Source organism: Longimicrobium sp. (assembly GCF_036399935.1).
Lineage (GTDB): Bacteria > Gemmatimonadota > Gemmatimonadetes > Longimicrobiales > Longimicrobiaceae > Longimicrobium.
Map to the genome: position 1 here is coordinate 37292 of NZ_DASWMD010000070.1, position 26981 is coordinate 64272.

The window sequence follows — 26981 nt, forward strand, 5'->3', positions numbered from 1 at the left end:
AAGTCGGTGAAGGAGCAGCTGTTCTCCGCGGGAGACCTACCGCGCGTTCAGCCCCTCGCGATACGTACGCAACTCCGCCACGCGGGCGGCGCTCATGGCGTCCAGGGCCGCGCGCCAGGTGGGAACGTGCTGGCGCAGGGTGCCGGCCAGCACCTCGGCGATGGCCAGGTTGCGGAACCACTTCTTGTCGGCCGGCACCACGTACCAGGGCGCGTGCGGCGTGCTGCAGTTGCTGATGGCGTCCTCGTACGCGCGCTGGTAGTCGTCCCAGTACTGCCGCTCGCGCCAGTCGCTGGCGCTGAGCTTCCACGCCTTGGTGGGGTCCTGCTCGCGTTCCATCAGCCGCTTTTCCTGCTCGTCCTTGCTGATGTGCAGAAAGAACTTGAGGATCACGGTGCCGCTGGCCGCCAGCATCTGCTCGAACTGGTTGATTTGCTCGTAGCGCGCGCGCCACACCTCTTCCGGGATGAAGCGGTGCACGCGGGCGATCAGCACGTCCTCGTAGTGCGAGCGGTTGAAGACGCCCAGCATCCCCTTGCCCGGCGTGACCTTGTGGACGCGCCACAGGAAGTCGTGCGCCAGATCCTCTTCCGTGGGCACCTTGAACGACTCCACGCGGCATCCCTGCGGGTTGACGTTCATCAGCACGCCGCGGACGGCGCCGTCCTTTCCGCTGGTGTCCATCCCCTGCAGGATCATCAGCACGCCGTGGGTGCCGGCGGCGTACAGCAGCTCCTGCAGGCCGGCAAGCTCCGCGTTGAGCGCCACGAAGCGCTCCTGGCCCTGGGCCTTGCCGACGCCACTGGTGTCGCGGGGATCGATGCCGCCCAGCGACACCCGGGTGCCCGGCTCGATGCGTTGCGCGTAGCTCAAGTCGCTGGTCTCGCGGAAGGGGTGCGTCAGGCGCCCGCCACCAGCGGCGGGCGCGGAATCGGACGCACCCGCTGCACGATGCCGGCCATCGCCAGCGCGCGCTCCTCGCCCCGCGGCGGCGCCACGACCTGCAGCCCGACGGGCAGCCCGTCCGCGTCCAGCCCGGCGGGAACGGAGGCCACGGGAAGTCCCGTCAGGCTGAGCACGAAGGTGGGGGCGATCCAGTCCACGTACGTCTCCATCTCCCGCCCGCCGACCGTCTGCGGATAGTTCTCGATCACGGGGAACGGGGGGACGGCCATCGTGGGCGTCAGTAGCACGTCGTAGTCGCGGAACAGCTGGCGGAAGCGCTCCCAGATGCGCCGCCGCGCCTGCTCGGCCGCGCCGATCTCCTCCATGGTCACCGCCAGCCCCGCGCGGATGTTGTTGGCCACGTTGGGTCCGAAGTGCTCCAGCTTGTCCAGGTGCGGGTGAAGCTGCGAGACGAACCAGAGCCCGCGCAGCGCCAGGAACGCCTTGCGCCCGTAGGCCAGGTCCAGCTCGATCTCCTCCACCGTCGCGCCCGCGTCGCGCAGCGCGAACGCGGCCTCGCGGCACACGCGCTCCACGCCGGCGTCGATGCCGATGCCCGCGATGTCGGGGCAGTAGGCGATCCGCATCCCTCTCGCATCGCCCTGGCGGACGGCGGAAACGAAGTCGCGCCCCTCCGTGGGCTGGGCGAGCGGCGCGCGGTCGCTGGCCCCGGCCACGGCACCCAGGGCGAGCGCCACGTCCTCCGCCGAACGGCCCATCACGCCGGTGACCTGCATGGGGTCCCACATGAAGTCCTGCGGCACGGTGGGGACCAGGCCCACGGACGGCCGCAGCCCCACGATGCCACAGAACGACGCGGGAATGCGCAGGCTTCCGCCCAGGTCCGTGCCCTGCGCCAGCGCGAACATCCCCGTCGCCAGCCCCGCCGCGCCGCCACCGGTAGATCCGCCCGCGCTGCGCTCCGGGTTCCACGGGTTGCGCGTGCGCCCGAAGACGGGGTTGAAGGTGTTTCCCCCCGCCGCGAACTCCGGCGTGTTCGTCTTGCCCAGGATCACCGCGCCCGCCGCGCGCAGCCTCTCCACGACCAGCGCGTCCTCGTTCGGCACGAAGTCGCTAAAGAGCGGCGAGCCGTAGGTGGTGCGCACGCCGGCCACCTCGGTGACGTCCTTGATCCCCACCGGCACCCCCGCCAGCGGGCCCACGTCCTCGCCGGCCGCAATCCGCCGCTCCAGCGCCGCCGCGTCGTCACGCGCGCCGGGATTGAGCGTCACCACGGCGTTGATCTCGCCATTGTGCCGCTCCACCTGGGCCATGCACGCGTCCAGCACCTCCACGGGCGACACCTCCCGCGCGCGGACGCGGCGCGCCAGCTCGTGCGCGGGGAGAAAAGCGAGGGAATCAGCAGGCATCTTGTCGGGCGGCTGTAAGAGACAGGGTGCGTACGAGCTTACTTGCGCTCGTACTTCCAGTTGCGCGACTTGCCCTCTGCGATCCACTCGAGGGCCTGGTCGATCCGGCGCTGGCGGGTGGCGTCGCTCTTGGCGTCGGCGATCCAGTCGGCGTATTCGCGCTTGTTGCTGGGGCTGAGCTTCTCGAACTCCGCCAGCGCCGCCGGATCGGCGCGGAGCGCGTCCATCAGCGCGTCGGGCACCGCCAGCTCGGGCTTGCTCCCGGTCTTGCGGGCCTTGGGCGGCTGCACGCCCTCCTGGTTCAGCTTCATCGCCGTGTGGATGTAGCTGGTCAGGATCTCGTCGGACGGCAGGTCGTCGACGGAGGTGATGCGCCCGAAGTGGCCCATGGCGTCGCGCGCGCGGTCGCCGCCCTGCTCCAGGATCAGCGAGCCCTTCCACAGTCCGAACGCGCAGTGCTGCTTGAACGAGGCCATGCTGCACAGCATTCCCTGGTACATGAAGTGGGGAAAGCTCCACTTCATCGTTTCTTCCACCGTGGGGCAGGCGGTGTGCACCACCTCGCGCAGGTGCCGCAGAATGGCCTGCGCGAACGGGGCGGACCTGTCGATGTACTGGTCGATGCGCGGGTCTCGGGTGCCCATGGCCGCTCGGTCGGTGGATGGATCGCTCAGCTGAACAGCTGCGACAGCATGCGCTCGCGGTTCTGCAGGAACTCACGGGTGATGAAGTAGTGCTCCGTCTCTTCGTAGTCCACCCGGCGGATGCCGTCCTCGTCCAGCAGCAGGATGTCGGCACCCGGATAGCCCATGAGGATGGGCGAGTGGGTGGCGATCAGAAACTGGCTCTGCTCGCTGACCAGGTCATTGATGCGGGTGAGCACCGAAAGCTGGCGCGAGGGCGATAGCGCCGCCTCGGGCTCGTCGAGGATGTAGAAGCCGGACCCGAACAGGCGGTCCATGAACACGGCCAGGAACGACTCCCCGTGCGACTGCTCGTGCAGCGACTTTCCACCATACCAGCCGGTCATGTCCAGCTTGTCGACCTCCGTGGCCACGTTGTAGAAGCTTTCGGCGCGCAGGAAGAATCCGTCGCGCGCCCGCTTGGTCCCGCGCGTCAGCCGCAGGTGCTCGTGCAGCCCGCTTTCCGACGGGCGCGTGGCGAACATCATGTTGCGGCTGCCGCCCTCGGGGTTGAAGCCCCAGGAGGATGCGATGGCCTCCAGCAGCGTCGACTTTCCCGAGCCGTTCTCGCCCACCAGGAAGGTGACCGGGGACCGGAACTCCAGTTCGTTGAGCCCGCGGACGGCGGGTAGGGAGAACGGGTACTCGTCGAACGAGGGCACCGTCTCGCGCCGGAGCGAAACCTCGCGCAGGTAGAGGGTCGTCTGCACGGCTACTCCTGAACCTGGCTGGCGAGCGGCGTCCTGGCGAGAGAGGGCGAAGGTGACGTGGGAGCGGACACGTCGTCTTGAGAGTGCGGGTGGCGCGGCGTAGGTAAACGATGTGCCCGCAAGATGGCTCTGGCCCCCGCGCGCGGCAACATCCTTGCGCAGCACCACGCTGGCTGGCGCGCGCAAACCGCGGCCGGCAGCAGACACACGTTCCAAGGGCACCGATGAACAGGATCGCACTCACGCTCGCGGCGGCCGTTGCGCTTTCCGCGAGCTCCTTCGCGGGCGAAGCGCTCGCGGCGCCATCCGCATTGGGCGTCCAGCAGCAGGGTGGCGGCAAGGGCAAGCAGGGCGGGGAGGCAGAGGCCGGTCGCGGCGGGCAGACTGAATCCCGTGCCCGCGGCGGCGCGCAACGGCAGGAGGGTCGGTCCGAGACGCCTGCGCGGGGCCAGGAGGGACGTGGCCGCGCGGACGCGGATCGCCCAGCCCGCGAGCGCGGCAACCAGGCCGACCGCACGGAACGGAGCCGCGCATCCACCCGGCGCGATGGCGAGGCGCGGGGCAACAGCTCCGCGCGGACGGAGCGCCGCGGTTCGGGGAACGGAAACGCGGCGGGACGCGGTTCGTCGACCAGCGAGTCAGCAGCGCGGGGCCGCGGGTCCAATCGCTCGGGAACGAACGCGCTGCAGAACGCGCTTTCCCGTGGCCGGACGCGTGGCTTGGCGGCGGACGCGGTGAACGTGCTCACCACCAACGGCCGCGTCCGCCTGCAGAACCGCCGCGGCGACGTGCTGATGGACATGGACGAGAACCGCGCGCGCGAGCTGGGCAACTGGCAGCTCCGCCGCATGGGCGACCGCCAGCCGAGCGCCAACGCTCCCGCGTTCTGCCGCAGCGGGGCGGGTCACCCGGTGCAGGGCCGCGAGTGGTGCCTGGACAAGGGATTCGGGCTGGGCAGCCGCTCGGGAACTCTGTGGAGCCGCGGCAGCGTGGAAGATGTCATCTTCCGCCGCCGCACGGACGCGGACCGGCTGGACCGCGGCGGGCTGGCGGGCGTGCTGGGTGACATCGTGTTCGGCCGGCTGGCGCTGCAGTCGGTGGCGCTGGGCTACGACCAGCCGCTGATGGGCGTGTGGGTGGCACAGCCGGACGGCCCGCGCATCCTGCGCGTGCGTTCGGGCGAGTACGAGGTGGCCGAGTTCGTGGACCGCGATCGCGACGACCGCGTGGAAGTGCTGTACGTGGTGCAGCCGTTCTGATCCACGGCCGCACCTCCATCGACGAACGCCCCGGCCAGTGGTCGGGGCGTTCGTCATTTCCCGGGAGCCCGCGAGTTCGGTGGAGGGATCACGCGTCGGATCGGCGGACCAAGCGGCGGTACGCCCAGGCGATGAGGGCCACGAGCGCCCCGCCCGCGGCCGCGGCGGCAAGGCTGGCGAGCAGGACCACGATCCCCACGACCACCCAGGCTCCGGGCGTGGCGCCGGTGCTGTCGGGATTGGAGCGGAGCGAAAGGACCGCGAAGGCGATCGCTCCGAAGAGGCAGAACGCGAGCAGGCCGGCGACGGCGGCTCCGATCCGGGTGGCGCGATCCAGCTGCATCCGCGGGGCAGGGTTGAGGATCGTCAGGAACCAGGTGGAACCTGACGATCCCGTCGTCGTTTCGAAAGGAGGCGAACGGACGCGCCCCGAGGGCTCAGGGCGCAGGCGTGCGCCGGATCACCAGCCCCGAACCGGAGACGCGCGCCCCGAGCAGCCGCCCCGCGGCATCGGTGCGGGCGTGGATCTCGGTGGTGGAACCCTCGCCCTGGAAGACGACGCGTGCCGAGTCCGCTCCCGTGAACGTGACGGTCGCCCTGCCTGTCTTTACGCCCTTTTCGAGGGTGAGGACGGGGATTTCGGCGGTGGGGCCGCCCATGGCGCGGGCGCGGTGAAGATACTGCTCCAGCACGGCCACCGCTTCGCTGACCGGGATGGGAATGGTGCCCGGGGCAACCCCCATCCGCTCCCGCCGGGTGCTGTCGCCCTCCGCGAGTTCCAGGAACGCGCTGTCGCCGCGCAGAACGACGGAGAGGCGGGCATTCGCGGCGGGCTGTGCCGCCGCACCGGCCTCGGCAAGGCGGCCGTCGAGCCGCGAAACCGTACCGTCGGGGTTCAGCTCCGCGGTGTACGTCAGGCGCCCTTCGGAGGGCCCGGCGGTCATCTCGCTCTCCATCCGCTCCGCCGTCCGGGTGACGCGCTCGGACAGGATCGTGGTTCCGCCACGCTCGATGGTGAGGGTGTACCGTTCCGGCGGCGCGGCGGTTTCGGCACGGAGCGGGGCCGCGGCGGCGGCCTCGGCTTCGGGTGCATGATCGCCCGGTGAGCAGGCGGTGGCGAGCGCGAAGGCGGCGAGTGGCATCAGGCGCATGAGATCTCCACGGTTCAGGGAAACGACGGTCCTGCGGAAAAATCCGAGAGTTCCTCGCGAATCGGCGCCGGGGCGGCGGCGCGCGGTACCAGCGACAGGAGCGCCACCATCGCGCCCGCCGTCACCGCGGCGAGCACCCCGGTGGCCACCCACGCCCGCAGCCGGCGCGGCGGACGTGGAACGCTGACCACCAGCGTCCCGGCAACGATGTCGAATGCGCGCTGGCGCATGGCCGTGAAGGCGGCGAAGAGCGCGTCGAGCAGCGCGAAGTTGAAGAGGGAGGGCAGCCGGCGGAGCAGCGCTCTCCCGAAATGCACGGCCGTTCCCGACGTCTTCACCACCGCGATTCCGAAGAGGCGCTTGCCCGGGGTCTGCCCCGTACGTGCCTCGAACAGCGGGAAGTACAGCACCGAGAAGGCGATCGTCCCGGCCACGAGCACACCCACCACCACCCGCAGCCTGGGTGTCTGGGGATGGCTCACCAGCAGGTCCGGGTTCAGCAGAGCGGCGAGCGCCATCGCCCCGATGACGGGCGCCGCGACCAGGACGTTGTCCAGCACGTACGCGCCCACGCGGTCCCAGGGGGGCGCCAGCGGAAGCGGCGCGTCCAGCAGAAAGCTCTCGGCCGCCTGCTCGGGCGGACCCATCCGCCGCACCGCGCCCTCCTCGGATTCCCCCGCGGCCACGCTGTCGGCCAGGTAGGCGCGCAGGTCGGCGCCGATGCGCGCGCGGCGTTCCGGAAAGGCGGCGGGCACGTGCCGCAGCACCTGGTGCACGTAGCGTTCTGTATCGCTCATCGGGGTACTTTTTCGCCGTCCAGCAGCCTGTCCATTCCTTGCGCGAACGCCCGCCACTCCGCCACCAGCCGCTCCAGCTCACGGGCGCCCTCGGCCGTCAGGCGGTAGTACTTGCGGGCGGCGCCCCGCTCGGGGGTTTCCCACCGCGGCTCCACGTGCCCCGCCTGCTCCAGCCGGTACAGCACCGGGTACATGGTGCCACCGCCCACCTCGATGGCGCCGCGCGTGCGCTCCTCTACCGCCGCCACCAGCTCGTACCCGTACATCTCCCGCTCCGAAAGCAGCCGGAGGAGCACCATGTCCAGCGTTCCGCGCTTCAGCTCACGATCCATCGGCTCGTCTATCGTTGTACGTGTCCACCTATCTTGTCACGCAAGATAGATGCACAACCGAAAGCACGCCAGGCGCGCACTCCCTCGTCAGCCTCTCCGGCCACGCGGAGGGTGACCGTGTTCCGGAGGTCAGGGCTTCAGGCGGAACTTGACGACCTGGTGGCGGTTGCGGTAGGCGGCGAACACCTCGTCGCGGTCGTTGACGGCCAGGCCGAACACCACTTCCTGACCGCCGAACTCGCCTACGTAGTGCCCCGCGGCATCGAACACGCGGATGCCGCGGCCCAGGTCACTCACGAGCACGCGTCCGCGTCCGTCGATGGCGATGCCCTCGGGCGAAGGGGTGCTCTCCGGCCCCTCGCCGGATCCGCCGAACCGGTCCACGAACCGGCCGTCCGGGGCCAGGTGGTAGACTTCGTCCGACCAGCGGTCCAGCACGTACACGTCGCCCGTGCCCGCGACGGCCACCCGCTCCGGAGACGCATCCTCCCCGACCGCCTGGCGCAGGTCGATGGTGCGGCGCACGGAGCCGTCCCGGCCCAGGTGCGCGATCCGGGACGTGCCCGCGACGGCCCACATCGTTCCGTCCAGCGCCAGCGCAACGTCGGAGTAGCTCGTCATCCGCTCGGGGCGGGGAAGCTCGCTCAGCAGGGTGCCTGTCGCTCCCTCGTAGCGCCGGATGCGGCCGTACTGCACCACGTACACGGTGCCGCCGCGGTCCGCCTCCAGGTCCACCAGCGGCATCTTCGGATCGGCCATCCACTGCGTGACGAACGTGCCCGCCGAATCGAACACCTGCACGCGGCCGCCCTGGTACTCCGCCACGTAGATCCGCCCCGCTCCGTCCACCGCCACCCCGCGCGCATCGGTGAACCGTCCGGCCCCCGTGCCCTCGCTCCCGAACCGCAGCACCTCGTCCCCGAGCGCGGGAGGCGCGGACGGCCCGGGAGCGACCGCGCCCACCGGATCGCGGGACTCCCGCGTCGCGGGTGGCGTGGTCGTCTCCTCCGCGGCGCGCGGCGAGCGCCAGATCATGAGCGCGCCGACGACCACCAGGAGGATCATCACCGCGCAGCCGATGCCGAGCCCCTTGCCGCCTGACCGGTGCGGCACCGTTCCCGCCGGCTGCCCGGCGGAGATCCGGTCCACGGCGTCCTTCGCGTCCTTCAGCCCCACGCCGAACCGCTCGCGGTAGAGCTTGACCGCCTGGATCATGTGGCCCGACTGGAGGATGCGGACGACTTCCGCGATGGTGTCCGCGTGCGGATCGTTCGTGGCGGCTTGCGTGCCCTGATTACGTTCGGAGAGCAGCACGCCGACGCCGCAGTACGGGCATCGGGAGGTAGCCGCGTGCTGGGAGGGAGCGTCCAGCGGCGCGGAGCAGGCGGGGCAGCGCAGGGTCGTCGGCATGCGGGCGGGGAGCGCGGGGGCGAACGGCGCGGCAGAGGATCTTTGGACGGGGCCGCACCCCGCGCAAGTGCGGCGGTTGGCCTCAGGCGGAGGGGAGCACGAGGGTGAACGTGGTGCCGCGGCCCAGTTCGCTCCTCACCTCCACCCGTCCTCCGTGCGCGTCGGCGATGCCCTTGACGATGGAAAGGCCCAGCCCCACCCCACGCCGGTCGGCGGTGTTGGCCTGCCAGTAGCGGTCGAACAGGCGGGCCACCTGCTCCGGCGCGATCCCCGTTCCCGTGTCGGCCACGGAGAACCGCACCTCGCCGCCCTCCGCCTCCACGGACAGGGTCACGCTGCCGCCCGCGGGCGTGAACTTCAGCGCGTTGCCGATCAAGTTGCCCAGCGCCTGCAGCACGCGGTCGCGGTCGGCGTTCACCCGCGCCTCCGCGTCCATCTCGCCGCGAACGAGCGAGATCTTCTGGTCCGCCGCCACGATGCCGGCCAACTCCACCGCCTCGCCCGCGATGGACGCCGCCTTGTGGGGCTCGCGGTGAAGCGAAAGGCGCCCGCTCTCGATGTGGGTGATGTCGAGCAGGTCCTGGATCAGCCGGTTGGCCCGCTCGGCGGCGCGGCGGATGATGGCCAGCTGCTTCCGCTCCATGTCGCGCCCATCCGCCGGGATCACGTCCAGCAGGAACGACGAACTCATGAACACGGAGTGGATGGGATTGCGCAGGTCGTGCGAAACCACGCCCAGCATGTCGTCGCGGGCGCGGGTGGCGCGCCGGGCCGCGTCGTACAGGCGGGCGTTCTCCAGCGCCATCGCGCCGCGGCGGGCCAGCTCGTCCGCCACGGCAACGTCGGCCTGCTCGAACGGCGGACGCGAGGCGCAGCGGACGAACGTCACCGTGCCCAGCATGGCCTCGCGCGAGCGGAGCGGCGCCACGATCAGCGAGCGCAGCACCAGCTCGCGCATGATCTCGGCGTGCTCCGGCGCGCGGCTGGCGCGCACGATCCACTCGTCGTCCACCTCGCGCACCAGCAGGGGCTCGCCCGAGGCGACCACCTGTGCCTGCGGGCCGCCATCGTCCAGCGCCGGCGGAAACTGGCTCGCGCGCTCCAGCAGCGGCGACGCCCCCTGGCTGGCGTGCGACCAGGCCGCGCGGCGCATGGCCGGGCCCTCGATCAGGTCCACCACCACCATCTCGGCCAGCTGCGGCACCGCCATCCGGCCGATGGCCTGCAGCGTCTCGTCCTCGTCCAGCGAAGTGGAAAGCAGGCGCCCGGATTCGGCCAGCAGCTGAAGCCCCTCCGTCGCGCGCTTCTGCTCGGCGATGTCGGTAAAGCGCACCACGGCGCCCACCGTCTGCCCGTCGCGGTGCACCGGCGACGAGGCGTACGCCACGGGCAGCGGCGTCCCGTCCTTGCGCCACAGCACCTCGCTGGATATCTGGACGGGCGTTCCCGAGCGCGCAGCGCGCGAGATGGGGCACTCGTCGGGGGAGTACGGGCTGCCGTCGGGATAGGAGTGATGGAAGAGGTCGTGCGCGTTGCGGCCCAGCATCTCCTCCGGCGCAAAGCCCAGCAGCTCGGCCGCGGCGCGGTTGGCGAACAGGATGACCCCGTCGCGGTCTACCGTGTAGACGCCGTCGGTGGTGGCGTCCAGCAGCTCCTGGTGCTCGCGATGGACGCGTTCCAGCTCCCGGGCCGCGCGGCGCGAGGTTTCCAGCGCCAGCCGCAGCTCGATCTCGCGCTGCGCCGATGCGCCCAGCTGCGTGAGCACCTCCACGTCGTCCTTGCTCCACGCGCGGGGGTGGTGGTCGATGGCGCACAGCGAGCCGATGGGCTGGCCCTGGAAGAAGATGGGAACGCCCAGGTAGGCTCGGACGCCCAGCACGTCCACGGTAGGCACCTGCCGGTACGCCGGGTGCTCGTGGGTGTCGGGGATCACCAGCGGCCCGGGCGCGTCGGCCACCGTGTAGTGGCAGAAGGTGCGGCCGTGCAGCTCGCGCTCCGACTCCAGCGGCGCGCCGAACCCGCACGCGGCCTTGTAGAAGTCGCGGTCCTCGTCCACCAGCGCCATGAAAGCCGCAGGCACGCGCAGCAGGCGGGCGGCCAGTTGGGTCAGGGCGTCGAACGCGGGCTCCGGGGGCGAATCCAGCAGCCCGGTGGCGTCGACGGCCGCCAGGCGCTCCGGGGCCTGGACGACGGCGTCCACTTCCAAGCGGGGCGGCGGGTCGGGCAGGTGCTGGGGGGAGCCGGCGGGCGGCGCGTCCGTCATGTCCAAACGATCATCCAGCGAGTGTGATGCAGGTCTGGCCGCCGCGGGGCGTGCGCAAGAACCGCGCGCGGTAGAGTATGGATTTTGCCCCTCCCCGCCCGCAACCATCCAAAGAGAACGGCCATGACCGACGGCGGCAACATCGATCCACAGGAACGGCTGGACCTGGAGAGCCGCGGGTCCGTGGAGCCGGAGCAGGGCGCCATCCGCGGCGACGACCGCGACAAGCCGCAGCCGGACGCCTGGGAAGCCGCCAAGATCGATCTGGCCAGCGAGGAGGGCGTGCGCCAGGAGCTGGTGGACGAGGGGAAGCACCCCGCCACCTCCGCCGACGAGGCGTCCCATGGCGACGTGCACGCCCACACCCCGGAGGAGTTCACCGGGCTCAAGCTGGGCAAGGTCAAGCGCACCGCGGGCGGCCTCAGGGCCGTGCAGGTGGCCATGCAGTACGCGGTGGGCGAGATGGGCGCGGTGGACGGCACGCGGATGCTGCTGAACCTCAACCAGCCGGGTGGGCTCGACTGCCAGAGCTGCGCCTGGCCCGATCCCGCGCCCGGCGAGCGCTCGGGCTTCGCGGAGTACTGCGAGAACGGCGCGAAGGTCACGGCCGAGGAGAACACCCGTACGCTGATTCCGCCGGAGTTCTTCGCGCAGAACAGCGTGGCGGAGCTGTCGCGGAGGTCGGACTTCTGGCTGGCCAAGCAGGGGCGCATCGCCCAGCCGATGGTGCTGCGCGAGGGGGCCACGCACTACCAGCCGATCGCCTGGGACGAGGCGTTCCAGCTGCTGGCGAGGGAGCTGAACGGGCTGGATTCGCCCGACGAGGCCGCGTTCTACACCTCCGGCCGCACCAGCAACGAAGCGGCGTTCCTGTACCAGCTGTTCGTGCGGCAGTTCGGCACCAACAACCTGCCGGACTGCAGCAACATGTGCCATGAGTCCAGCGGGGCGGCGCTCACCGACGCCATAGGCATCGGCAAGGGCACGGTGACGCTGGACGACGTGATGCACACCAGCCTGCTGATCGACATCGGCCACAACCCCGGCAGCTGCCACCCGCGGATGCTGTCGGCCATGCAGGAGCTGAAGCGCAACGGCGGCCGCATCATCGCCATCAACCCCCTGCCGGAAACCGGGCTCAACCACTTCAACAATCCGCAGGAGCTGAAGAACCCGCTGCGGGCCCTGAGCGTGCTGACGGGCGCGGGCACCCCGCTGGCCGACCTGTTCGTTCCCGTGCGCATCGCCGGCGACGTGGCGCTGCTCAAGGGCGTGGTCAAGGAGATGCTCGAGGAGGAGCGCCGGTCGCCCGGCACCGTGTTCGACCACGCCTTCATCCGCCAGCACACGCACGGCTACGACGCCTTCATCGAAGACCTGGGGCGCGAAAGCTGGCGGGTTATCATCGAGCAGAGCGGCGTCACGCGCGAGGAGATCAACCGCGTGGCCACGATGGTGATGCAAAGCCGCACGGTGATCGTCGCCTGGGCCATGGGGCTCACCCAGCAGCCGCAGGCGGTGGCGGCCATCCAGGAGATCGTGAACCTGCTGCTGCTGAAGGGGAGCATCGGCAAGCCGGGGGCGGGGGCGCTGCCGGTGCGCGGCCACAGCAACGTGCAGGGCGACCGCACGGTGGGCATCTGGGAGCGGATGCCGGAAAAGTTCCTGGAGCGCATCGGCCAGGAGTTCGGCTTCGATCCCCCGCGCCACCACGGCTACGACACGGTGGAAACGCTCAAGGCCATGCACGCCGGCAAGGTGAAGGTGTTCCTGGGGATGGGGGGCAACTTCCTTTCCGCCGGCCCGGACACGGGATACGCGGCGGAGGCGATGCGCCGCTGCCGGCTGACGGCGCAGGTTTCCATCAAGCTCAACCGCGGGCACCTCGTAACCGGGCGCACCGCGCTCATCCTGCCGACGCTGGGCCGGGCCGAGCGCGACGTGCAGGCGTCGGGGGTGCAGATCGTGTCGATGGAGAACTCGATGGGGATCGTACACTCGTCGCGGGGCATGCTGGCGCCCGCGTCGGAGCACCTGGTCAGCGAGGTGGCGATCGTCGCTCGGCTGGCGAAGGCGACGCTGGGGGCGCGCAGCACGGTGGACTGGGACGCCATGGCGGCGGACTACGACCTGATCCGCGAGCGCATCCAGCGGGTGATTCCCGGCTTCGACGACTACAACCGCCGCGTGCGCGAGCCGGGCGGCTTCTACCTGCCCAACCTGGCGCGCGACAAGCGCCAGTTCACCACCACGACCGGCAAGGCCAACTTCACCGTGCACCCCATCCACCGGGTGCAGCTGGAGCCGCGGCAGCTGATCATGATGTCCATGCGCAGCCACGACCAGTTCAACACCACGGTGTTCGGGCTGAACGACCGCTACCGGGGCATCCACAACGAGCGGCGCGTGGTGATGATGAACGCGCAGGACATCGCCGAGCAGGGGCTGCAGCCGGGGCAGGTGGTGGACCTGACGAGCCACTACGAGGGCGAGACGCGGATCGCCCGGCGCTTCATCGTGTTGTCGTATCCCATCCCGCGCCGCTGCGCCGCCACGTACTATCCCGAGGCGAACGTGCTCGTGCCCATCAACTCCGTGGCTGAGCGCAGCAACACGCCCACCTCCAAGTTCGTCATCATCACCGTCGCCCCGTCCGCCACGCAGGAGCGGTTCGACTACGACCACGTGGAGCAGGAACAGCCTATGGCACGGGCGTAGGAGCCGAAAAAGCAGTTTCACGCAGAGGACGCAGAGAAGACAGAGAGGACGCAGAGGGCTCGGTAAGTTCCTCTGCGTCCTCTCTTTTCCCTCTGCGGCCTCTGCGTGAAACGCCTTTTCATCTACGTATCGAGCGGCGCGGAGCCTTTCCTAACCGCTGCTTCAACGGCCGAACTGATGAATGCGTTGAGGCTCTGCTTCTCGCTTCTCGCGGTCCGCGAAGCCGCACGGTGCAAATCGGGGTTCATGCGAAGCACGAGTTTGCCCGAGAACGGCCGGTTCGGTTCGCGACCTTCCTCCTTGCAGAAGTCCAGGTAGTCGTCAACCGCCGCATGGAACTCGGCTTCCAGTTCGGCGACGGAATCGGCCTGAAACGTCACCACATCGGAGATGTCTTCCAGTTCTCCGTGCAAAAGCCCTGCTTCGGCGTCGTACTCGACTTTAGCCGTGTAGCCCTTGTACTTCATCGTGGTTCTACTCCCGCGTTCCTCAAGAAACGGCGCACGGACCGAAGCGCGCCCTTGTCGGTTTCCCGCTCTGGATGAGGTCGGTGGAAGCTGGCCATGACATCATTGAGCACGACGTTCACGCGTGAGCCACCGCGGTACTTGATCCGTGCTCCACAGGCGAGAAACAGTCCCTCGATATCGCGCCAGTCGACATCTGCCCTCACCGGCTCTTCGAAGACCGCTTCCAGTATCCTCCGGTTCTTGGAGTTCATCTTTTGATACTGTTGTATAGTACTATGCGTGAGGGCACTTGTCCAGTGTGCTCCGTTGAGCGCGAAACCGTACACTGGGACGATCCTGAGGTCAACCAAACATTCGTTGGGCTGATCAGGCGGGACGGGGTCGAGTGGCATGTATGCAAAAAGGCCGCGCCCTGGGTGGACGCGGCCTTATGGTTCTTGATGATGCCTGCGCCTACTCGGCGTGGACCATCTCCTCGGCGATGGCGATGGACGATTCGCCGGTTTCCAGCATGGGGACGGCGCCGATGTGCTCGTGGTGCGCCAGCCAGCGCTCCGCCTCCAGCGCCGCCATGCATCCCGTACCCGCCGCCGTGATCGCCTGGCGATAGTAGTCGTCCATCACGTCGCCGGCGGCGAACACGCCTTCCACGGTGGTAGAGGTGCGCCACGGCACCGGGCACTTCACGTAGCCGTGCTCCGTGAGGTCGATCTGCCCCTTGAGGAACGCGGTGTTCGGCGTGTGGCCGATGGCGACGAAGAGCCCGCCCACCTCCAGCTCGCGCTGCTCGCCGGTCACCGAGTCCTCCAGCCGCAGCGCGGTGACGAAGCCGTCGCCCACCACCGCGGCCACGCGGCTGTTCCATTCCACGCGGATCTTGGGATTGGCGAGCACCCGCTCGGCCATGATCTTGGAGGCGCGGAAGGCGTCGCGGCGGTGCACGATCACCACCTCGCCGGCGTACTTGGTGAGGTAGGTGGCCTCTTCCATCGCCGTGTCGCCACCGCCAACGACGGCCAGCCGCTTGCCCCGGAAGGCGGGGAGGGCCCCGTCGCACACCGCGCAGGCCGACACGCCGCCGCCGGCCTGCGCCAGGCGGATCTCGTTGTCGAGGCCCAGCCAGTTGGCGCGCGCGCCGGTGGCCACGATCACGGCGCGAGCGCGGATCTCGTCGCTGTAGGTGGGGCGCAGCACGAAGGGATAGGTGGAGAAATCGACGGAGTCGATGTTCTCCATCAGCGAGCGCGTGCCGAAGCGCTCGGCCTGCTCCTTCATTCGCGTGGGGAGCTCCTGCCCGCTGACGCCCTCCGGAAAACCGGGAAAGTTCTCTACGTCGCCGGTGAACATCAGCTGTCCGCCGGGGATCATGTCGCGCGAGATCTCGCCCTCCACCACCAGGGGGGCAAGGTTGGCGCGGGCGGCGTAGATGGCGGCGGTCCAAGCCGCGGGCCCCGACCCGATGATCACCAGCGTCTCGACGTTGCCTTCCACGCGCAGCTCCTGTGTGTTTCCCATGGCGGTTGCTGACGAGGAATATAACGGAAACGCATCGCAGGCTGCCAGCGGGAGAGCACCTGATCGGTAACGGGCTGGGCGGAGGGAGCGAAGGCAATCGTGCCGGGCCCGCACGGCGGATGAATTCGCTGCAACGATCACACGAGATCTGCCTTCGCAGACTGGCTTGTCGTGGTGTGAGTCGGGCCATGCGGCGCGCCCGGAGCCTGGTGCAGTTCTCCCACTCTCCCGCTTGCGGGAGAGTGGGCCGGGGGGAGAGGGCAGCCGGGGACTGCGCCGGACCTTCCCGAAGCGCACCGAGCCATGCAAGCGTTCCTTGCCCAGCATCGGCAACGACGGCCGCGCACCACACTGGCTCCCTTCCCCCGCGGCTGTTTGCGGGGGAAGGGCTGGGGATGGGGGGCGCCGCGGAATGGGCCGGGGCCAGCCTTCCCGTGCGCGAGTCCTCAGATGACCGCCGGGGTGAGCGCCCGCCGTTGCCCCCGCCGCACCTCATTGCGTAACCTTCCCGCATGAAAACAGCTCTCGTCACCGGCGGCGCCGTCCGCATCGGCCGCGAAATCTCTTCGGCGCTCGCCACGCGCGGATACCGGCTCGTCATCCATTACAACTCGTCCGCGCGGCCCGCCGAGGAACTGCGCGCCGAGATCGTCGCGCGGGGCGGCGAGGTGGCCATCATCGGCGCGGACCTGTCGAACGACGCGGAGGTGCGGCGGCTGGCGAGCGAGGCGGTAAACGCGTTCGGCGGCATCGACCTGCTCGTCAACAACGCGTCCGTGTTCCCGTCCGAACGGCTGGAGCAGACCAGCGAAGAACTCTGGGACCACACGCTCGCCGTCAACCTGAAGGCGCCCTTCTTCCTCATCCGCCACCTCGCGCCCACCCTGCGCGAACGGAAGGGCACCGTCATCAACCTCGCGGACCTCGCGGGGATGCAGGCGTGGGCCGCCTACGCCGCCCACGCGGTGTCCAAGGCGGGGCTCATTCACCTCACGAAGGTGGCCGCGCGAAACCTTGCGCCCGACGTTCGCGTAAATGCCATTGCGCCCGGCACCGTGCTGCCGCCGGAAAATCTCACCGAGGCGGAGGTCGCGGAACTCGCGCGGCGCTCGCCGCTGCAGCGCAATGGATCGCCGCAAGACGTGGTGCGCGCGTTGTTGTATCTTGTGGAGGCGGACTTCGTTACCGGCGAAACGCTGGTGGTGGACGGCGGGCGGCTGCTGCGCGGCTGAGTCGCGGCCCGTCAACGGAAACCGGAGCAGGCGCGGACTCGGAACACCACCTGTCCGCCGCCGGTACACAGCTGGACCTCCTGGCAGACTCTCCATCCCGTTTTCCCCGAGCCAGATGGCACGCAAGACCACCCGGCCCCGTGCCGCCAAAAGCGGCGGACGCTCGCGGCTGCGCACCACCGTTCGCGTCCTGCTGATCGTGCTGGCCGTCGGCGCCGCGGCGGGCGTGGGCGCGCTGGCGTGGCTGTGGCCGCGCTGCTCGGGCGCGGACTGCCCGTCGGTGGTGGCGCTGCGCGACTACGCGCCCCCGCAGGCCACCCGCGTGTACGACGGCCGCGGCCAGCTGGTGGCCCATCTTGCGCCAGAGCGCCGCATCGTGGTGCCGCTGGAGCGCATTCCCGCCCACGTGTCGGGCGCGTTCCTGGCCGTGGAAGACAAGCGCTTCTACCGCCACAAGGGCGTGGACTGGCGGCGCGCGTTCGGCGCCATGGCCCGCAACGTCCGCTCGCTCAGCTGGGGCCAGGGCTTCAGCACCGTGACCATGCAGCTGGCGCGGAACGTCTTTCCGCAGCACCTGAAGCGCGAAAAGACGCTGCGGCGCAAGCTGTGGGAGATCACGCTGGCGCGGAAGATCGAGGGCGAGTTCTCCAAGGACGAGATCCTGGAGATGTACCTGAGCCAGATCTACCTGAGCGCCGGCCTCTACGGTGTGGAAGCCGCGTCGCAGGGGTACTTCGGCAAGTCGGCGACGAAGCTGACCAACGCGCAGGCCGCCATGCTGGCCGCCATCCCGCGCAACCCCTCGTTCTACGATCCCCGCCGCAACCCCGACGCGGTGCGCACCCGCCGCAACCTGGTGCTGGGGATGATGGCCTCGTCCGGCGTGATCTCGCGCGACGAGGCGCAGTCCGCCATGGCCGAGCCGCTGGGCCTGGCCCCGCCGCCGGAGGCCCGGGGCCGCGCCCCGTACTTCATCGCCGCCGTGCGCCGCGAGCTTCGCGAGCGCTTCGGCACCGACGCCGACCAGGCGGGCTACCGCGTGTACACCTCGCTGGACCCGGCGCTGCAGTCCGCCGCCGAGCAGGCGCTCGTCGCGCAGATCCGCGCGGTGGAGCGCGGCACGCACGGCCGCTTCCGAGGCGCATCCTGCGGGGGCAAGCCGGCCAACCCGGGCGCGTGCCTGCAGGGGATGTTCGTGGCGATGGACCCCGACAACGGCAACGTGCTGGCCCTGGTGGGCGGCCGCGACTACGCGCTCAGCCAGTTCGACCGCGCCACGCAGGCGCGCCGGCAGGCGGGCTCGGCCTTCAAGCCCATCGTGTACTCCGCGGCGCTGGCCAAGGGCATTCCCATCACCGAGCCGCTGGTGGGCCCGGGCGCCACGGATTCCACGGGCGGCTACTATCCCGCCGACCACGTTTCCGACTCGCTGACCATGGACATGCGCGGCGCGCTGCGCACCTCGTCCAACCGCGCGGCGGTGGTCCTGGGGCAGAAGGTGGGCGCCACCCGCGTGGTGCAGGCCGCCCACGACATGGGCATCACCACGGAGATCAAGCCGTATCCGTCCACCTTCCTGGGCGCGGCCTCGGTGATCCCCATCGAGCTCGTGGCCGCCTACGCCCCCTTCGCCAACGGCGGCGCCGCGGTGAAGCCCCGGCTGATCCAGCGGGTGGTGGATTCCAACGGGCGCGTGGTGTGGGAGGCCAAGTCCGCCAAGCGCTACGTGATGTCGCCGGGCGTGGCCTACCTGACCACCTCGCTGATGCGCGACGTGGTGGACCGCGGCACGGGATCGGGCGTGCGGACGGCGGGGCTGCCGTACACCATCGCCGCCGCGGGCAAGACGGGGACGACGAACGACGCGGCGGACGTGTGGTTCGTGGGCGCCACCCCCGACGTGGTGGCGGGGGTGTGGCTGGGCTTCGACCGCCCCGCGCGCATCCTGGCCAACGCGTCGGGCGGGGGATTGGCGGCGCCGGTGTGGGGCAAGGTGATGGCGTCGTACTACGAGCGGCACGGCGCGCCCACCGCGTGGACGCCGCCCTCGGACCTGACGAGCGTGCAGATCGACCGCTCCACGGGTCGTCTGGCCACTGGCGGATGCCCGGGCGAGCAGGTGGCGACGGAGTACTTCCTTCCCGGCACCGAGCCGACGGAGCACTGCCCGCTGCACCCCGACGACTTCGGCGGCTGGTTCGGCCGCACGATGCGCGGCGTGGGCGACTGGCTGGGCATCGGGGGCGATCCCAAGCAGGCGCTCCCGCCCAAGCCGCGAGCCCGCGATCCGCTGTCGGGCACCCACTAGCCGGAGCGGTAGATCCAGGCCGGCGAGTCGGGACGGTGGATGAACGCGGGACTTCGGATTATGTTGAAGTACGCGAGTCGTCCCGATCGGGCCGCGCTCGCTGCGCCTGGGTGGTGAAATCGGCAAACACAGCAGACTTAAAATCTGCCGGGCTACGCCCTTACGGGTTCGAGTCCCGTCCCAGGCACTCACGGACGTATGCAAACCCCGGAGCCACGCTCCGGGGTTTGCGTGTTCATGCCGAGGCTTGCCCTCGCACTCGTGACGGGTTCAGGCCCGAGCCGGTCAGAACGGCTCGCGCCCGCCGCCGTTCCATTCGCGGAAGTAGTACTCGGAGCAGACCGTCTCGCTGTAGTCCCCAGACGTGGTGCTGGTGCACTCGCGAGGGCGCTGCGACGTCGTGTCCAGCCATGCCGCGATGGGCACCACCTTGTCGATCGACGCGCGGCGGGTGGCCGTTTCGAGCAGCACGTGGAAGCGCACCTCGCCGCCCAGCGGCGGCGTGACGACATCCGTCCAGGCGCCGCCGTTGTGGCCCGTGTTGCGGGTATAGTATCCCTGCCACGAGTTCCACCCCTGAGCCGTCTCGCGCGAGTAGTACCGGTTCAGGTACCCGGAGTAGCGCATCCAGAAGTGGCTGTAGCCGGGGTCCGCCGGGCCGTAGCGCGACGGGGCCGAGCACACCTGGAAGGACTTCCACAGGGTGCCCCAGCGCTCGCAGGTGTTCCTGGTCGCGGCGTCGTAGGTGACGTGGTGGTACGTCATCCCGGCCTTGTCGAAGAGCGAGCCGCCGTCGGTGGTGATGGAGAACTCGGCGTTCTGCACCGGCAGCGCCAGGTCGCCCCGTGCGGCCCCGAAGATCTCGGCCTCCTGCACACGCAGGGTGTCGGCGTCTACGTCGCGCCACTTCTCCCACTCCGTTCCCCGCCGCCACTCGCCCTCGCGGATGTCGCGCTTGTCGTGCCCCTCGTACCCCGCCTGCGCGAACCCGGTGAACACCAGGTCCTGGCGCGGGTTCTCCACCACCACGCGCGTCGTGGCGGCGTTGTTGGAAAGGTCCCAGTCGCCGGGAACCACGTTTTCCACCCGCACCTCCAGCGTGTGCTGGCCCGCGGTGCTGAGCACCGGGGCGAACAGGCACTCCACGCCGTCGCCCTCGGCCACCCAGATGCCGAGCGCCTGGTCGGCTCGCACACCGTCCACGTACAGCACGCAGTCGCCCACCGCCCCAAGGTCGCCGTTCAGCTCGCGGATCACGGCGACCAGGTTCGCGCGCGCGCCCACCGGGATGGACGTGGGGCCGTTCAGCTCCCCCACGGCAAGGTCCGGCCGGCGGTTGACGCGTTCGGTGATGGTCACCACGTCCGTGCGCGTCCAGTCGATGCCGCGCACGTTCGCCTGGACACGCACCTGCGACCCGGCCGCGCGCCCGTTCAGCGTGGTGCGAAAGATGCCCCCCGCCTTCAGGCCGGTGAAGTTGGCCGTGGTCTGCTCCACGCCATCCAAATCCAGGAGCTTCAGCTGCACCTTGGCGATGGTGCCCGGGGCCGACGCGGCGCCCAGCTCTCCCGTGGTCACCTCCAGCTCGGTGCGTCCGTCGCGGCCCAGCAGGGCGCGCGCGGAGAGCGTGGCGCTGCCGGAGCGGCCCGTGGCGTGCTGGTACGCAGGCTGGCGGTACAGCACCGAGTTGGGCACGCCCTCCAGCGCGGGGCCGTCGGACGACGAAAGGCGCGGCAGGGCGGCCGTCGGTGTCTGCGCGGCGTCGGTGCACGCGGCCAGCAGCACCAGCGCGGTGGCGCTGGTCCAACGAGTTCGGTTGGTCATGGAACGGGATGGTGTGTGGGGTGGAGCGGGCGATGGCGACGAGAGGAGTGCGCGCCCAGGGACCGGGGCGGCGGATCAGCCGTAGTGACGCCGTCGTGGGTGTGAAGAGACAACCTACCCTCCGACGGCGTAAACTGCAACGTCATCCGTAGCACTCTCGCGTCTACACGCCTTCGCCGGGGTTTGATCCCTTGCGGTGCAGGGCAGGCTGGGGCAGGATTCCAGGGAGCGGCCTGGGACAGGGCCTTGAACCACGAACGGACGGCGGATGAGCGAGAACGGGTTCGGAGCGGCGGGGCACGACACGGCCGAGGCGCTGGTGGCCGAGGCGGAGGCGCTGGGCGAGCAGGACCGCTGGCACGAGGCTCACCAGCTGCTGGCCGATGAGCTGGAGTCGCACGCCGGGGATCCGCGCGTGCTGTGCTGGATGGGGATCGCCGCGCAGCGCCTGGGCGAGGAGGGCGAGGCGTACGACATGTTCCGCCGCGCGCTGGAACTGCAGCCGGAAGACCCGTTCGTCCTTGCGGTGGCCGGGACCGCCGTCGCCGCGCTGGACGACCCCGCGGGCGAGGGCGCGCTGCGCATGGCCGCGCTCACCGCGCCCGACTTTCCCTTCGCGCGGCAGGCGTACGGCGCGTACCTGGCCCGCGAGGGGCTGTTCGACGAGGCGCTGGTGGAGCTGGAGGCCGCGCGCAGGCTGGCTCCCGACGACGCTGCCATCCACATGGAGCTCGGCATCGCCCTGCTCCTGGCCCGGAAGACCGGCGAGGGGCTGGACGCGCTGGAAGAGGCGCTGTCGTTCGCGCCCGACGACAGCTGGCTCCGCGCACTGTTCGGCCTGGCGCTGGCGGACGCGGGGCGTGGCGAGGAAAGCGCCGAGCAGCTTCACCAGGCGGCCGGGGAGCGCCACGAAGACGTGGAGGTGCAGCTGCTGGCCGCGCTGGCCATGGGCGCGCAGGGGTGGGAAGACTCGGCTTGGGAAGCCTTCGCCCGGGCCGAGGGCGCCGCCGACAGCGCCGACCGCGAGTTGCTGGCCGAGGTGGAAGACCGGCTGACCGCCGGCGCCGACGAAGCGGAGCAGTTCCTGCGGGCCGACCTGGGACCCACGCTCCTTCGCGAGCGCCTTCTGCAGCGGACCTGACCTCGTGACCCACTCCGATCCCCACGCCCCTCCGCCTGTCGCGCCGGCGGAACGCGAGCCGGCGCCCCCGCGCCGGCGCGACCCGTGGCCCGTGCGCATCGTGCGCGGGCTGGTGAAGCTGGCGATCTTCATGGTCGCCTGCTGGGCGCTCACCGTGGCCGCCATCCACCTGTACGGCCGCCGCAACGAGGCGCAAAAGGCGGACGCCATCGTGGTGCTGGGCGCGGCCCAGTACGACGGCCGTCCCTCACCCGTGCTGCAGGCGCGGCTGGACCACGCCATCTCGCTGTACGAAAAGGGGATCGCGCCGCGGATGATCATGACGGGGGGCCAGGCCCCGGGCGACACCGTCAGCGAGGGCGAGGTGGGCCGGCGCTACGCCATGCGGCGCGGGGTTCCGGGCGACGCCATCCTGGTGGAGAAGTCGGGGATGACGACGCTGGAATCCATGCAGTCCGTCTCCGAGCTGATGGACAACCGCAAGATGGACACGGCCGTGCTGGTGAGCGATCCGTTCCACATGCTGCGCCTGAAGCTGCTGGCGCGGCTGGTGGGCTTCCGCGGATACACCTCGCCCACGCTCACCAGCCCCATCTCCGAGAGCCGCAGCGTGGAGCGCAAGCACCTGATCCGCGAAAGCTTCAGCCTGCCGTTCGCGCTGCTGCAGGCGCTGTGAACTCCGGCAGCCACGGTAACTACGGCCGGGACGGCAATCACGGGCGCCGCGAGGCGCTGTCCGTGCTCCCGCCTTCGACCCTGGTTGCCGTTTTTGCCTTCGTTCCCGCCGTTCCCGTCCTTCCCGTGGTTGCCTGATGCACATCCCCATCGAACGATACACGCTCGACAACGGCCTGCGCGTGGTGCTTTCCGCGGACCACTCGCTTCCCGTGGTGACGGTGAACTTCTGGTACAACGTCGGCAGCCGGAACGAGCGCCCGGGGCGCACCGGGCTGGCGCACCTGTTCGAGCACATGATGTTCCAGGGCTCGCAGAACGTGCCCGACACGCAGCACATGCAGATGGTGGAGCGCGTGGGCGGGTCCATCAACGCCACCACCTGGCTGGACCGCACCAACTACTACACCACCGTCCCCGCCAGCCACCTGGAGCTGGCGCTGTGGCTGGACAGCGACCGGATGGGCTTCTTCCTCCCCGCGCTCACGCAGGAAAAGTTCGACAACCAGCGCGAGGTGGTGAAGAACGAGCGCCGCCAGCGCGTGGACAACGCGCCGTACGGCGACTGGGACGAGCGGATGCAGCGGCTGCTGTTTCCCCCCGACCACCCGTACCACCACTCGGTCATCGGCAGCATGGACGACCTCGACGCCACCAGCCTGGACGACGTCGCCGACTTCTTCCGCACCTTCTACGCGCCCGACAACGCCGTGCTCACCCTGTGCGGCGACTTCGACCGCGACACGGCCAGGTCGCTGGTCGAGCGCTACTTCGGGCCCATCCCCCGGGGCCCCGGGCGTCCGCCGCTCCCCGGCACGCCCGATGTCGTCCCGCTGCAGCTGGGCCGCGAGATCCGGGAGACGGTGGAGCAGCCCGTGGCCGCGGCGCGCGTGTTCCTGGGATACCGCATTCCCCCCTACGGCACGCCGGACTACTACGTCGCCGACGTGCTTTCCGAGCTGCTGGCGGGCGGCAAGTCGGCCCGGCTGTACCGCTCCGTCGTGCGCGAGCGGCGGCTGGCCAGCGCCATCACCGCCATGGTGTTTCCCGTGGTGACCGGCGCGTCGTTGTTCGTCATGCGCGGCAGCGTGCTGCCGGGCCAGCCGCCCGAGCCCGTGGAGCAGGCGCTGCTGGAGGAACTGGGCACGCTGGGACGGGAAGGGCCCACCGACCGCGAGATGGAACGGGCGGTCACCGGGCTGGAGGCGCGGCACCTGCTGGGGCTGCAGAAGACCAGCGAGCGCGCCGACACCCTGTCCATGCTGGAAACGTACTTCGGCGACCCGGGGCTGATCGAAACCGAGCTGGACCGCTACCGCGCCGTCACCGCCGCCGACGTGCGCCGCTTCATCGACGAGTACCTTTCCGGGGAGAACCGCGTGGTGCTGACGTACGTTCCCCAGGCCGCGCCGGAGGCCGCGTGACCGCACCCGCCGCCGTCCTGGATCGCTCGCGGCCCCCCGCGCCGGGGCCGCTGCGCCCCTTTCACTTTCCCGCCGTGCAGCGCGCCACGCTGGCGAACGGGCTGCAGGTGCTGGTCGCCGAACGGCACGCCCTTCCCCTGGTCACCATCGACCTGGTGATCCCGGCCGGCGGGCTTTCCGAACCGGAGGAGCGCGCGGGGCTTAGCTCCTTCACCTCCGGCCTGCTGGAGTCCGGCGCGGGCGAACGCGACGCCGCCGCCATGGCCGAGCGGGTGGACGAACTGGGACTGGTGCTGGACAGCACCAACTCGTGGGACAACACCCTCGTCGGATTCACGGCCCTGCGCGCCCGGGCCGACGAGGCGATGCAGGTGATGGCCGACCTGGCGATGCGCCCCACGTTCCCCGAGCACGAGGCGCAGCGCATCCGCGACGAGCGGCTGGCCCTGCTGGCGCAGCGCCGCGCGGACCCGGGCGGGCTGGCCGACGAGCTGGTGACGAAGTTCATCTACCCCGAAGGCCACCCGTTCTCTCGGAGGCTGACCGGCCCGGCCGAGACGCTGGCGATGTTGGAGCGGGCAGACGCGGCGGCGTTCCACCAATCGCACTTCCGCCCCGGCGGCGCCTGGTTGTGCGCGGGCGGCGACCTGACGCTCGACGAGGTGGTGACCCTGGCGGAGAAGCACTTCGGCGGCTGGAGCGGCACCGTGCCGCCTTCGCGCGCGCCCGAGACGCACAACCGGTTGGGCGAAACCACCATCATCCTGGCCGACCGCCCGGGCGCGGTGCAGAGCGAGGTACGGGTGGGGCACGTGGGCGTGGCGCGCGACACGCACGACTTCTTCGCCATCATGGTGCTGAACGCCATGCTGGGAGGCAGCTTTTCGTCGCGGCTGAACCTGAACCTGCGCGAGCGGCTGGGCTACAGCTACGGCGTCAGCTCCAGCTTCGGGATGCGCAAGCTGCCGGGCACCTTCCACGTCGGCGGGGCCATCCAGGTCGAGGGCACCGCGCACTCCGTCAGCGAGATCCTGCGCGACATGCGCGAGATCCAGGAGGAGCTGGTGCCCGAGGACGAGATCGACAACGCGCGCAGCTACCTGGCGGGCATCTTTCCCTTGGGGATGGAGACGACGGACGGGATCGCCGGAAAGCTGAGCACCATCGCCACCTTCGGCCTTTCCGACGACTACTACCAGACGTACCGCGACCGGCTGGTGGCCGTCACCCGCGAAGAGGTGCGCGAAGCCGCCCAACGGCGCCTGATGCCCGACCGCGCCGCCGTCATCGTCGTCGGCGACGCCACGCAGCTGCGGGAGCCGCTGGAAGCGCTGGGCGTGGGACCCGTGCAGGTCGTCGATCCCGCGCAGCTGCTGCGCTGAGACAGCGGCGCGGGCGAGCTGTCATCCTGAGGCCCAGGCGCGCCGAACCGGCCCGCAGCACACTCGTCGCGGGCCGAAGGATCTAGCCGGAGGCACGTAATACCTTGGGCGCGGCAGCGGTCTTCGAATCCGAGGCCTCGGCTGCCGTGGGGCCCTCACCCGGCCGCGCTGACACGCGTGTCACCCTCTCCCGCAAGCGGGAGAGGGTGTACACCCTACAGGAGAGTGCGCGAGTCCGGCCGGAGCGCAATTGAATTCTCCCCTCTCCCGCTTGCGGGAGAGGGGCCGGGGGAGAGGGCAGCCGGGGATTGCGCCGGTCTTTCCGAACCGCGCCACACCGCGCCAGGGATCCCCGCCTGAACGCCGGGCTTTGGGGACGAGCCGAGGCCTCGGATTCGATGACCGCTGCCGCGCCCGGGCTGTTACGTGCCCGCGGCTAGATCCTTCGGCCCGCGCGGGATGTGCTACAGGCAGGTAGGGTGCGCCTGGGCCTCAGGATGACAAGCTGCGGCGCTGCAGAAAGTTACGGCAGCGCGCCGGGCTGGCTCCCTTCCCCCGCGCAGTTTGCGGGGGAAGGGTTGGGGATGGGGGCGCCGCGGCATGCGCCACCGCCAGCCGAAGCGCACTCGAATTCTCCCCTCTCCCCACAGCAGTACCGTGCGGGGAGGGGCCGGGGGAGGGGCACCAACACCCGATTAGGATCCAGTTAACGCCGTTCAGCGCCCATACCGCTGGCGGCGTTCCTCCATCATCTTCAGCGTAGAGAGAAACGGGATGGCAGACGGAGAACGCGGAGCCGAACCGGGGCTCATCAACCGCCGGCCCGTGCACAGCGGGCGCATCGTGGACCTGGGGGTAGACACCGTCCGCTTCCCCGACGGGTCCACCGGCGAGATGGAGATGATCCGCCACTCCGGCGCCTCGGCGGTGCTGCCGGTGCTGAGCGACCCCGGTGGCCCCGACCCGCAGATCGTCCTCGTCAGGCAGTACCGCTACGCATCCGGCGGCTACCTGTACGAAGTGCCCGCGGGCCGCCCCGACCGCCCCGGTGAGCCCTGGGAAGAATGCGCGCGCCGGGAACTGCGCGAGGAGACCGGGCTGGAGGCGGGCACGCTGCGCCCCCTGACCTCCATCTGGACGACGCCCGGCTTCACCGACGAGCGCATTCACCTGTTCCTGGCCACGGACCTGACCGCCGGCGAAACGGAGTACGACGCCGACGAGTTCATGGAAACCATCAAGCTGCCCATGTCCGAGGCGCTGCGGATGGTGCGCGACGGCGAGATCACCGACGCCAAGACCATCTGCACGCTGCTGTACGCCGCCGGGTTCGTGTTCGGCCACTGACCGTCAGAGTGGGGCGGGGACGGAC

23 protein-coding genes and 1 tRNA gene are annotated in these 26981 nt (G+C 70.3%); 10 read left to right on the forward strand and 14 right to left on the reverse strand.

All coding sequences use genetic code 11. The features are described from left to right. Positions 1 to 36 precede the first annotated feature (36 nt). Genes VGB24_RS21270 through VGB24_RS21285 form a run of 4 tightly spaced genes read right to left on the reverse strand, consistent with a single transcriptional unit; the run spans position 37 to position 3708 of the window. Complete coding sequence (locus VGB24_RS21270; protein ID WP_331074929.1) at positions 37 to 873, reverse strand: polyphosphate kinase 2 family protein; 837 nt, start codon at positions 871 to 873, stop codon at positions 37 to 39. A gap of 26 nt (positions 874 to 899) precedes the next feature. Beyond that, positions 900 to 2315, reverse strand: a complete 1416-nt coding sequence (locus tag VGB24_RS21275; RefSeq protein ID WP_331074930.1) for an amidase — start codon at positions 2313 to 2315, stop codon at positions 900 to 902. Between the two features lie 38 nt (positions 2316 to 2353). Beyond that, positions 2354 to 2959: a YdeI/OmpD-associated family protein gene (locus VGB24_RS21280; RefSeq protein ID WP_331074931.1), complete on the reverse strand. Its 606-nt coding sequence runs from the start codon at positions 2957 to 2959 to the stop codon at positions 2354 to 2356. A gap of 26 nt (positions 2960 to 2985) precedes the next feature. After that, positions 2986 to 3708 (reverse strand): AAA family ATPase, encoded by a 723-nt coding sequence (locus VGB24_RS21285; protein WP_331074932.1) that lies wholly within the window; start codon positions 3706 to 3708, stop codon positions 2986 to 2988. A 224-nt stretch (positions 3709 to 3932) separates the two neighbouring features. On the opposite strand from VGB24_RS21285, the gene VGB24_RS21290 reads away from it, so the two are divergent. Further along, the gene (locus VGB24_RS21290) at positions 3933 to 4967 is read left to right on the forward strand and encodes a hypothetical protein (protein WP_331074933.1); all 1035 of its coding nucleotides are present in this window, start codon (positions 3933 to 3935) and stop codon (positions 4965 to 4967) included. Positions 4968 to 5055: 88 nt separating this feature from the next. Here VGB24_RS21290 and VGB24_RS21295 read toward each other — a convergent pair whose 3' ends face one another. From VGB24_RS21295 to VGB24_RS21320, 6 genes are all read right to left on the reverse strand, one after another. Continuing rightward, positions 5056 to 5310, reverse strand: coding sequence for a hypothetical protein (locus tag VGB24_RS21295; protein ID WP_331074934.1), 255 nt, complete (start codon positions 5308 to 5310; stop codon positions 5056 to 5058). Between the two features lie 94 nt (positions 5311 to 5404). Then, positions 5405 to 6118 (reverse strand): hypothetical protein, encoded by a 714-nt coding sequence (locus tag VGB24_RS21300; RefSeq protein ID WP_331074935.1) that lies wholly within the window; start codon positions 6116 to 6118, stop codon positions 5405 to 5407. Between the two features lie 14 nt (positions 6119 to 6132). Further along, positions 6133 to 6915: an RDD family protein gene (locus VGB24_RS21305; protein ID WP_331074936.1), complete on the reverse strand. Its 783-nt coding sequence runs from the start codon at positions 6913 to 6915 to the stop codon at positions 6133 to 6135. Further along, positions 6912 to 7247, reverse strand: coding sequence for a PadR family transcriptional regulator (locus tag VGB24_RS21310; protein WP_331074937.1), 336 nt, complete (start codon positions 7245 to 7247; stop codon positions 6912 to 6914). The genes VGB24_RS21305 and VGB24_RS21310 overlap by 4 nt, the downstream gene beginning before the upstream one ends. 129 nt (positions 7248 to 7376) lie before the next feature. Further along, positions 7377 to 8657 carry a hypothetical protein gene (locus tag VGB24_RS21315; protein ID WP_331074938.1) on the reverse strand — a complete coding sequence of 427 codons (1281 nt, stop codon included), beginning with the start codon at positions 8655 to 8657 and terminating at the stop codon, positions 7377 to 7379. An 82-nt stretch (positions 8658 to 8739) separates the two neighbouring features. Then, complete coding sequence (locus tag VGB24_RS21320) at positions 8740 to 10920, reverse strand: GAF domain-containing protein (RefSeq protein WP_331074939.1); 2181 nt, start codon at positions 10918 to 10920, stop codon at positions 8740 to 8742. A gap of 297 nt (positions 10921 to 11217) precedes the next feature. Between VGB24_RS21320 and VGB24_RS21325 the strand changes: the two genes are divergently transcribed. After that, positions 11218 to 13638, forward strand: a complete 2421-nt coding sequence (locus tag VGB24_RS21325) for an FdhF/YdeP family oxidoreductase (RefSeq protein ID WP_414676740.1) — start codon at positions 11218 to 11220, stop codon at positions 13636 to 13638. Between the two features lie 122 nt (positions 13639 to 13760). Here the strand turns inward: VGB24_RS21325 and VGB24_RS21330 are convergent, their stop codons facing one another. The 3 genes from VGB24_RS21330 to trxB form a co-directional block, all read right to left on the reverse strand. Continuing rightward, a complete protein-coding gene (locus VGB24_RS21330; protein WP_331074941.1) occupies positions 13761 to 14105 on the reverse strand; it encodes a type II toxin-antitoxin system HicB family antitoxin in 345 nt (114 codons plus the stop codon). Next, positions 14102 to 14359 carry a type II toxin-antitoxin system HicA family toxin gene (locus tag VGB24_RS21335; protein ID WP_331074942.1) on the reverse strand — a complete coding sequence of 86 codons (258 nt, stop codon included), beginning with the start codon at positions 14357 to 14359 and terminating at the stop codon, positions 14102 to 14104. Before VGB24_RS21335 ends, VGB24_RS21330 begins: the two co-directional genes overlap by 4 nt. 202 nt (positions 14360 to 14561) lie before the next feature. Further along, positions 14562 to 15623 (reverse strand): thioredoxin-disulfide reductase, encoded by a 1062-nt coding sequence (gene trxB / locus VGB24_RS21340; RefSeq protein WP_331074943.1) that lies wholly within the window; start codon positions 15621 to 15623, stop codon positions 14562 to 14564. 512 nt (positions 15624 to 16135) lie between these two features. On the opposite strand from trxB, the gene VGB24_RS21345 reads away from it, so the two are divergent. From VGB24_RS21345 to VGB24_RS21355, 3 genes are all read left to right on the forward strand, one after another. After that, a complete protein-coding gene (locus tag VGB24_RS21345; RefSeq protein WP_331074944.1) occupies positions 16136 to 16855 on the forward strand; it encodes an SDR family oxidoreductase in 720 nt (239 codons plus the stop codon). Positions 16856 to 16970: 115 nt separating this feature from the next. Beyond that, the gene (locus tag VGB24_RS21350) at positions 16971 to 19163 is read left to right on the forward strand and encodes a PBP1A family penicillin-binding protein (RefSeq protein WP_331074945.1); all 2193 of its coding nucleotides are present in this window, start codon (positions 16971 to 16973) and stop codon (positions 19161 to 19163) included. Positions 19164 to 19267: 104 nt separating this feature from the next. Beyond that, positions 19268 to 19350, forward strand: a tRNA-Leu gene (locus VGB24_RS21355). Between the two features lie 98 nt (positions 19351 to 19448). Here the strand turns inward: VGB24_RS21355 and VGB24_RS21360 are convergent. After that, positions 19449 to 20987, reverse strand: coding sequence for a hypothetical protein (locus tag VGB24_RS21360; RefSeq protein WP_331074946.1), 1539 nt, complete (start codon positions 20985 to 20987; stop codon positions 19449 to 19451). A gap of 268 nt (positions 20988 to 21255) precedes the next feature. Here VGB24_RS21360 and VGB24_RS21365 point away from each other — a divergent pair, with 268 nt between their 5' ends. The 5 genes from VGB24_RS21365 to VGB24_RS21385 all read left to right on the forward strand — a co-directional run bounded on the left by VGB24_RS21365 (position 21256) and on the right by VGB24_RS21385 (position 26956). Then, a complete protein-coding gene (locus tag VGB24_RS21365) occupies positions 21256 to 22128 on the forward strand; it encodes a tetratricopeptide repeat protein (protein ID WP_331074947.1) in 873 nt (290 codons plus the stop codon). 4 nt (positions 22129 to 22132) lie between these two features. Next, a complete protein-coding gene (locus VGB24_RS21370) occupies positions 22133 to 22804 on the forward strand; it encodes a YdcF family protein (protein ID WP_331074948.1) in 672 nt (223 codons plus the stop codon). Between the two features lie 136 nt (positions 22805 to 22940). Further along, on the forward strand, positions 22941 to 24227 hold the full coding sequence (locus tag VGB24_RS21375) for a pitrilysin family protein (protein ID WP_331074949.1): 1287 nt from the start codon (positions 22941 to 22943) through the stop codon (positions 24225 to 24227). Further along, positions 24224 to 25609, forward strand: a complete 1386-nt coding sequence (locus tag VGB24_RS21380; protein WP_331074950.1) for a pitrilysin family protein — start codon at positions 24224 to 24226, stop codon at positions 25607 to 25609. The genes VGB24_RS21375 and VGB24_RS21380 overlap by 4 nt, the downstream gene beginning before the upstream one ends. 774 nt (positions 25610 to 26383) lie before the next feature. After that, positions 26384 to 26956 carry an NUDIX hydrolase gene (locus VGB24_RS21385; RefSeq protein ID WP_331074951.1) on the forward strand — a complete coding sequence of 191 codons (573 nt, stop codon included), beginning with the start codon at positions 26384 to 26386 and terminating at the stop codon, positions 26954 to 26956. Positions 26957 to 26981 lie beyond the last annotated feature (25 nt).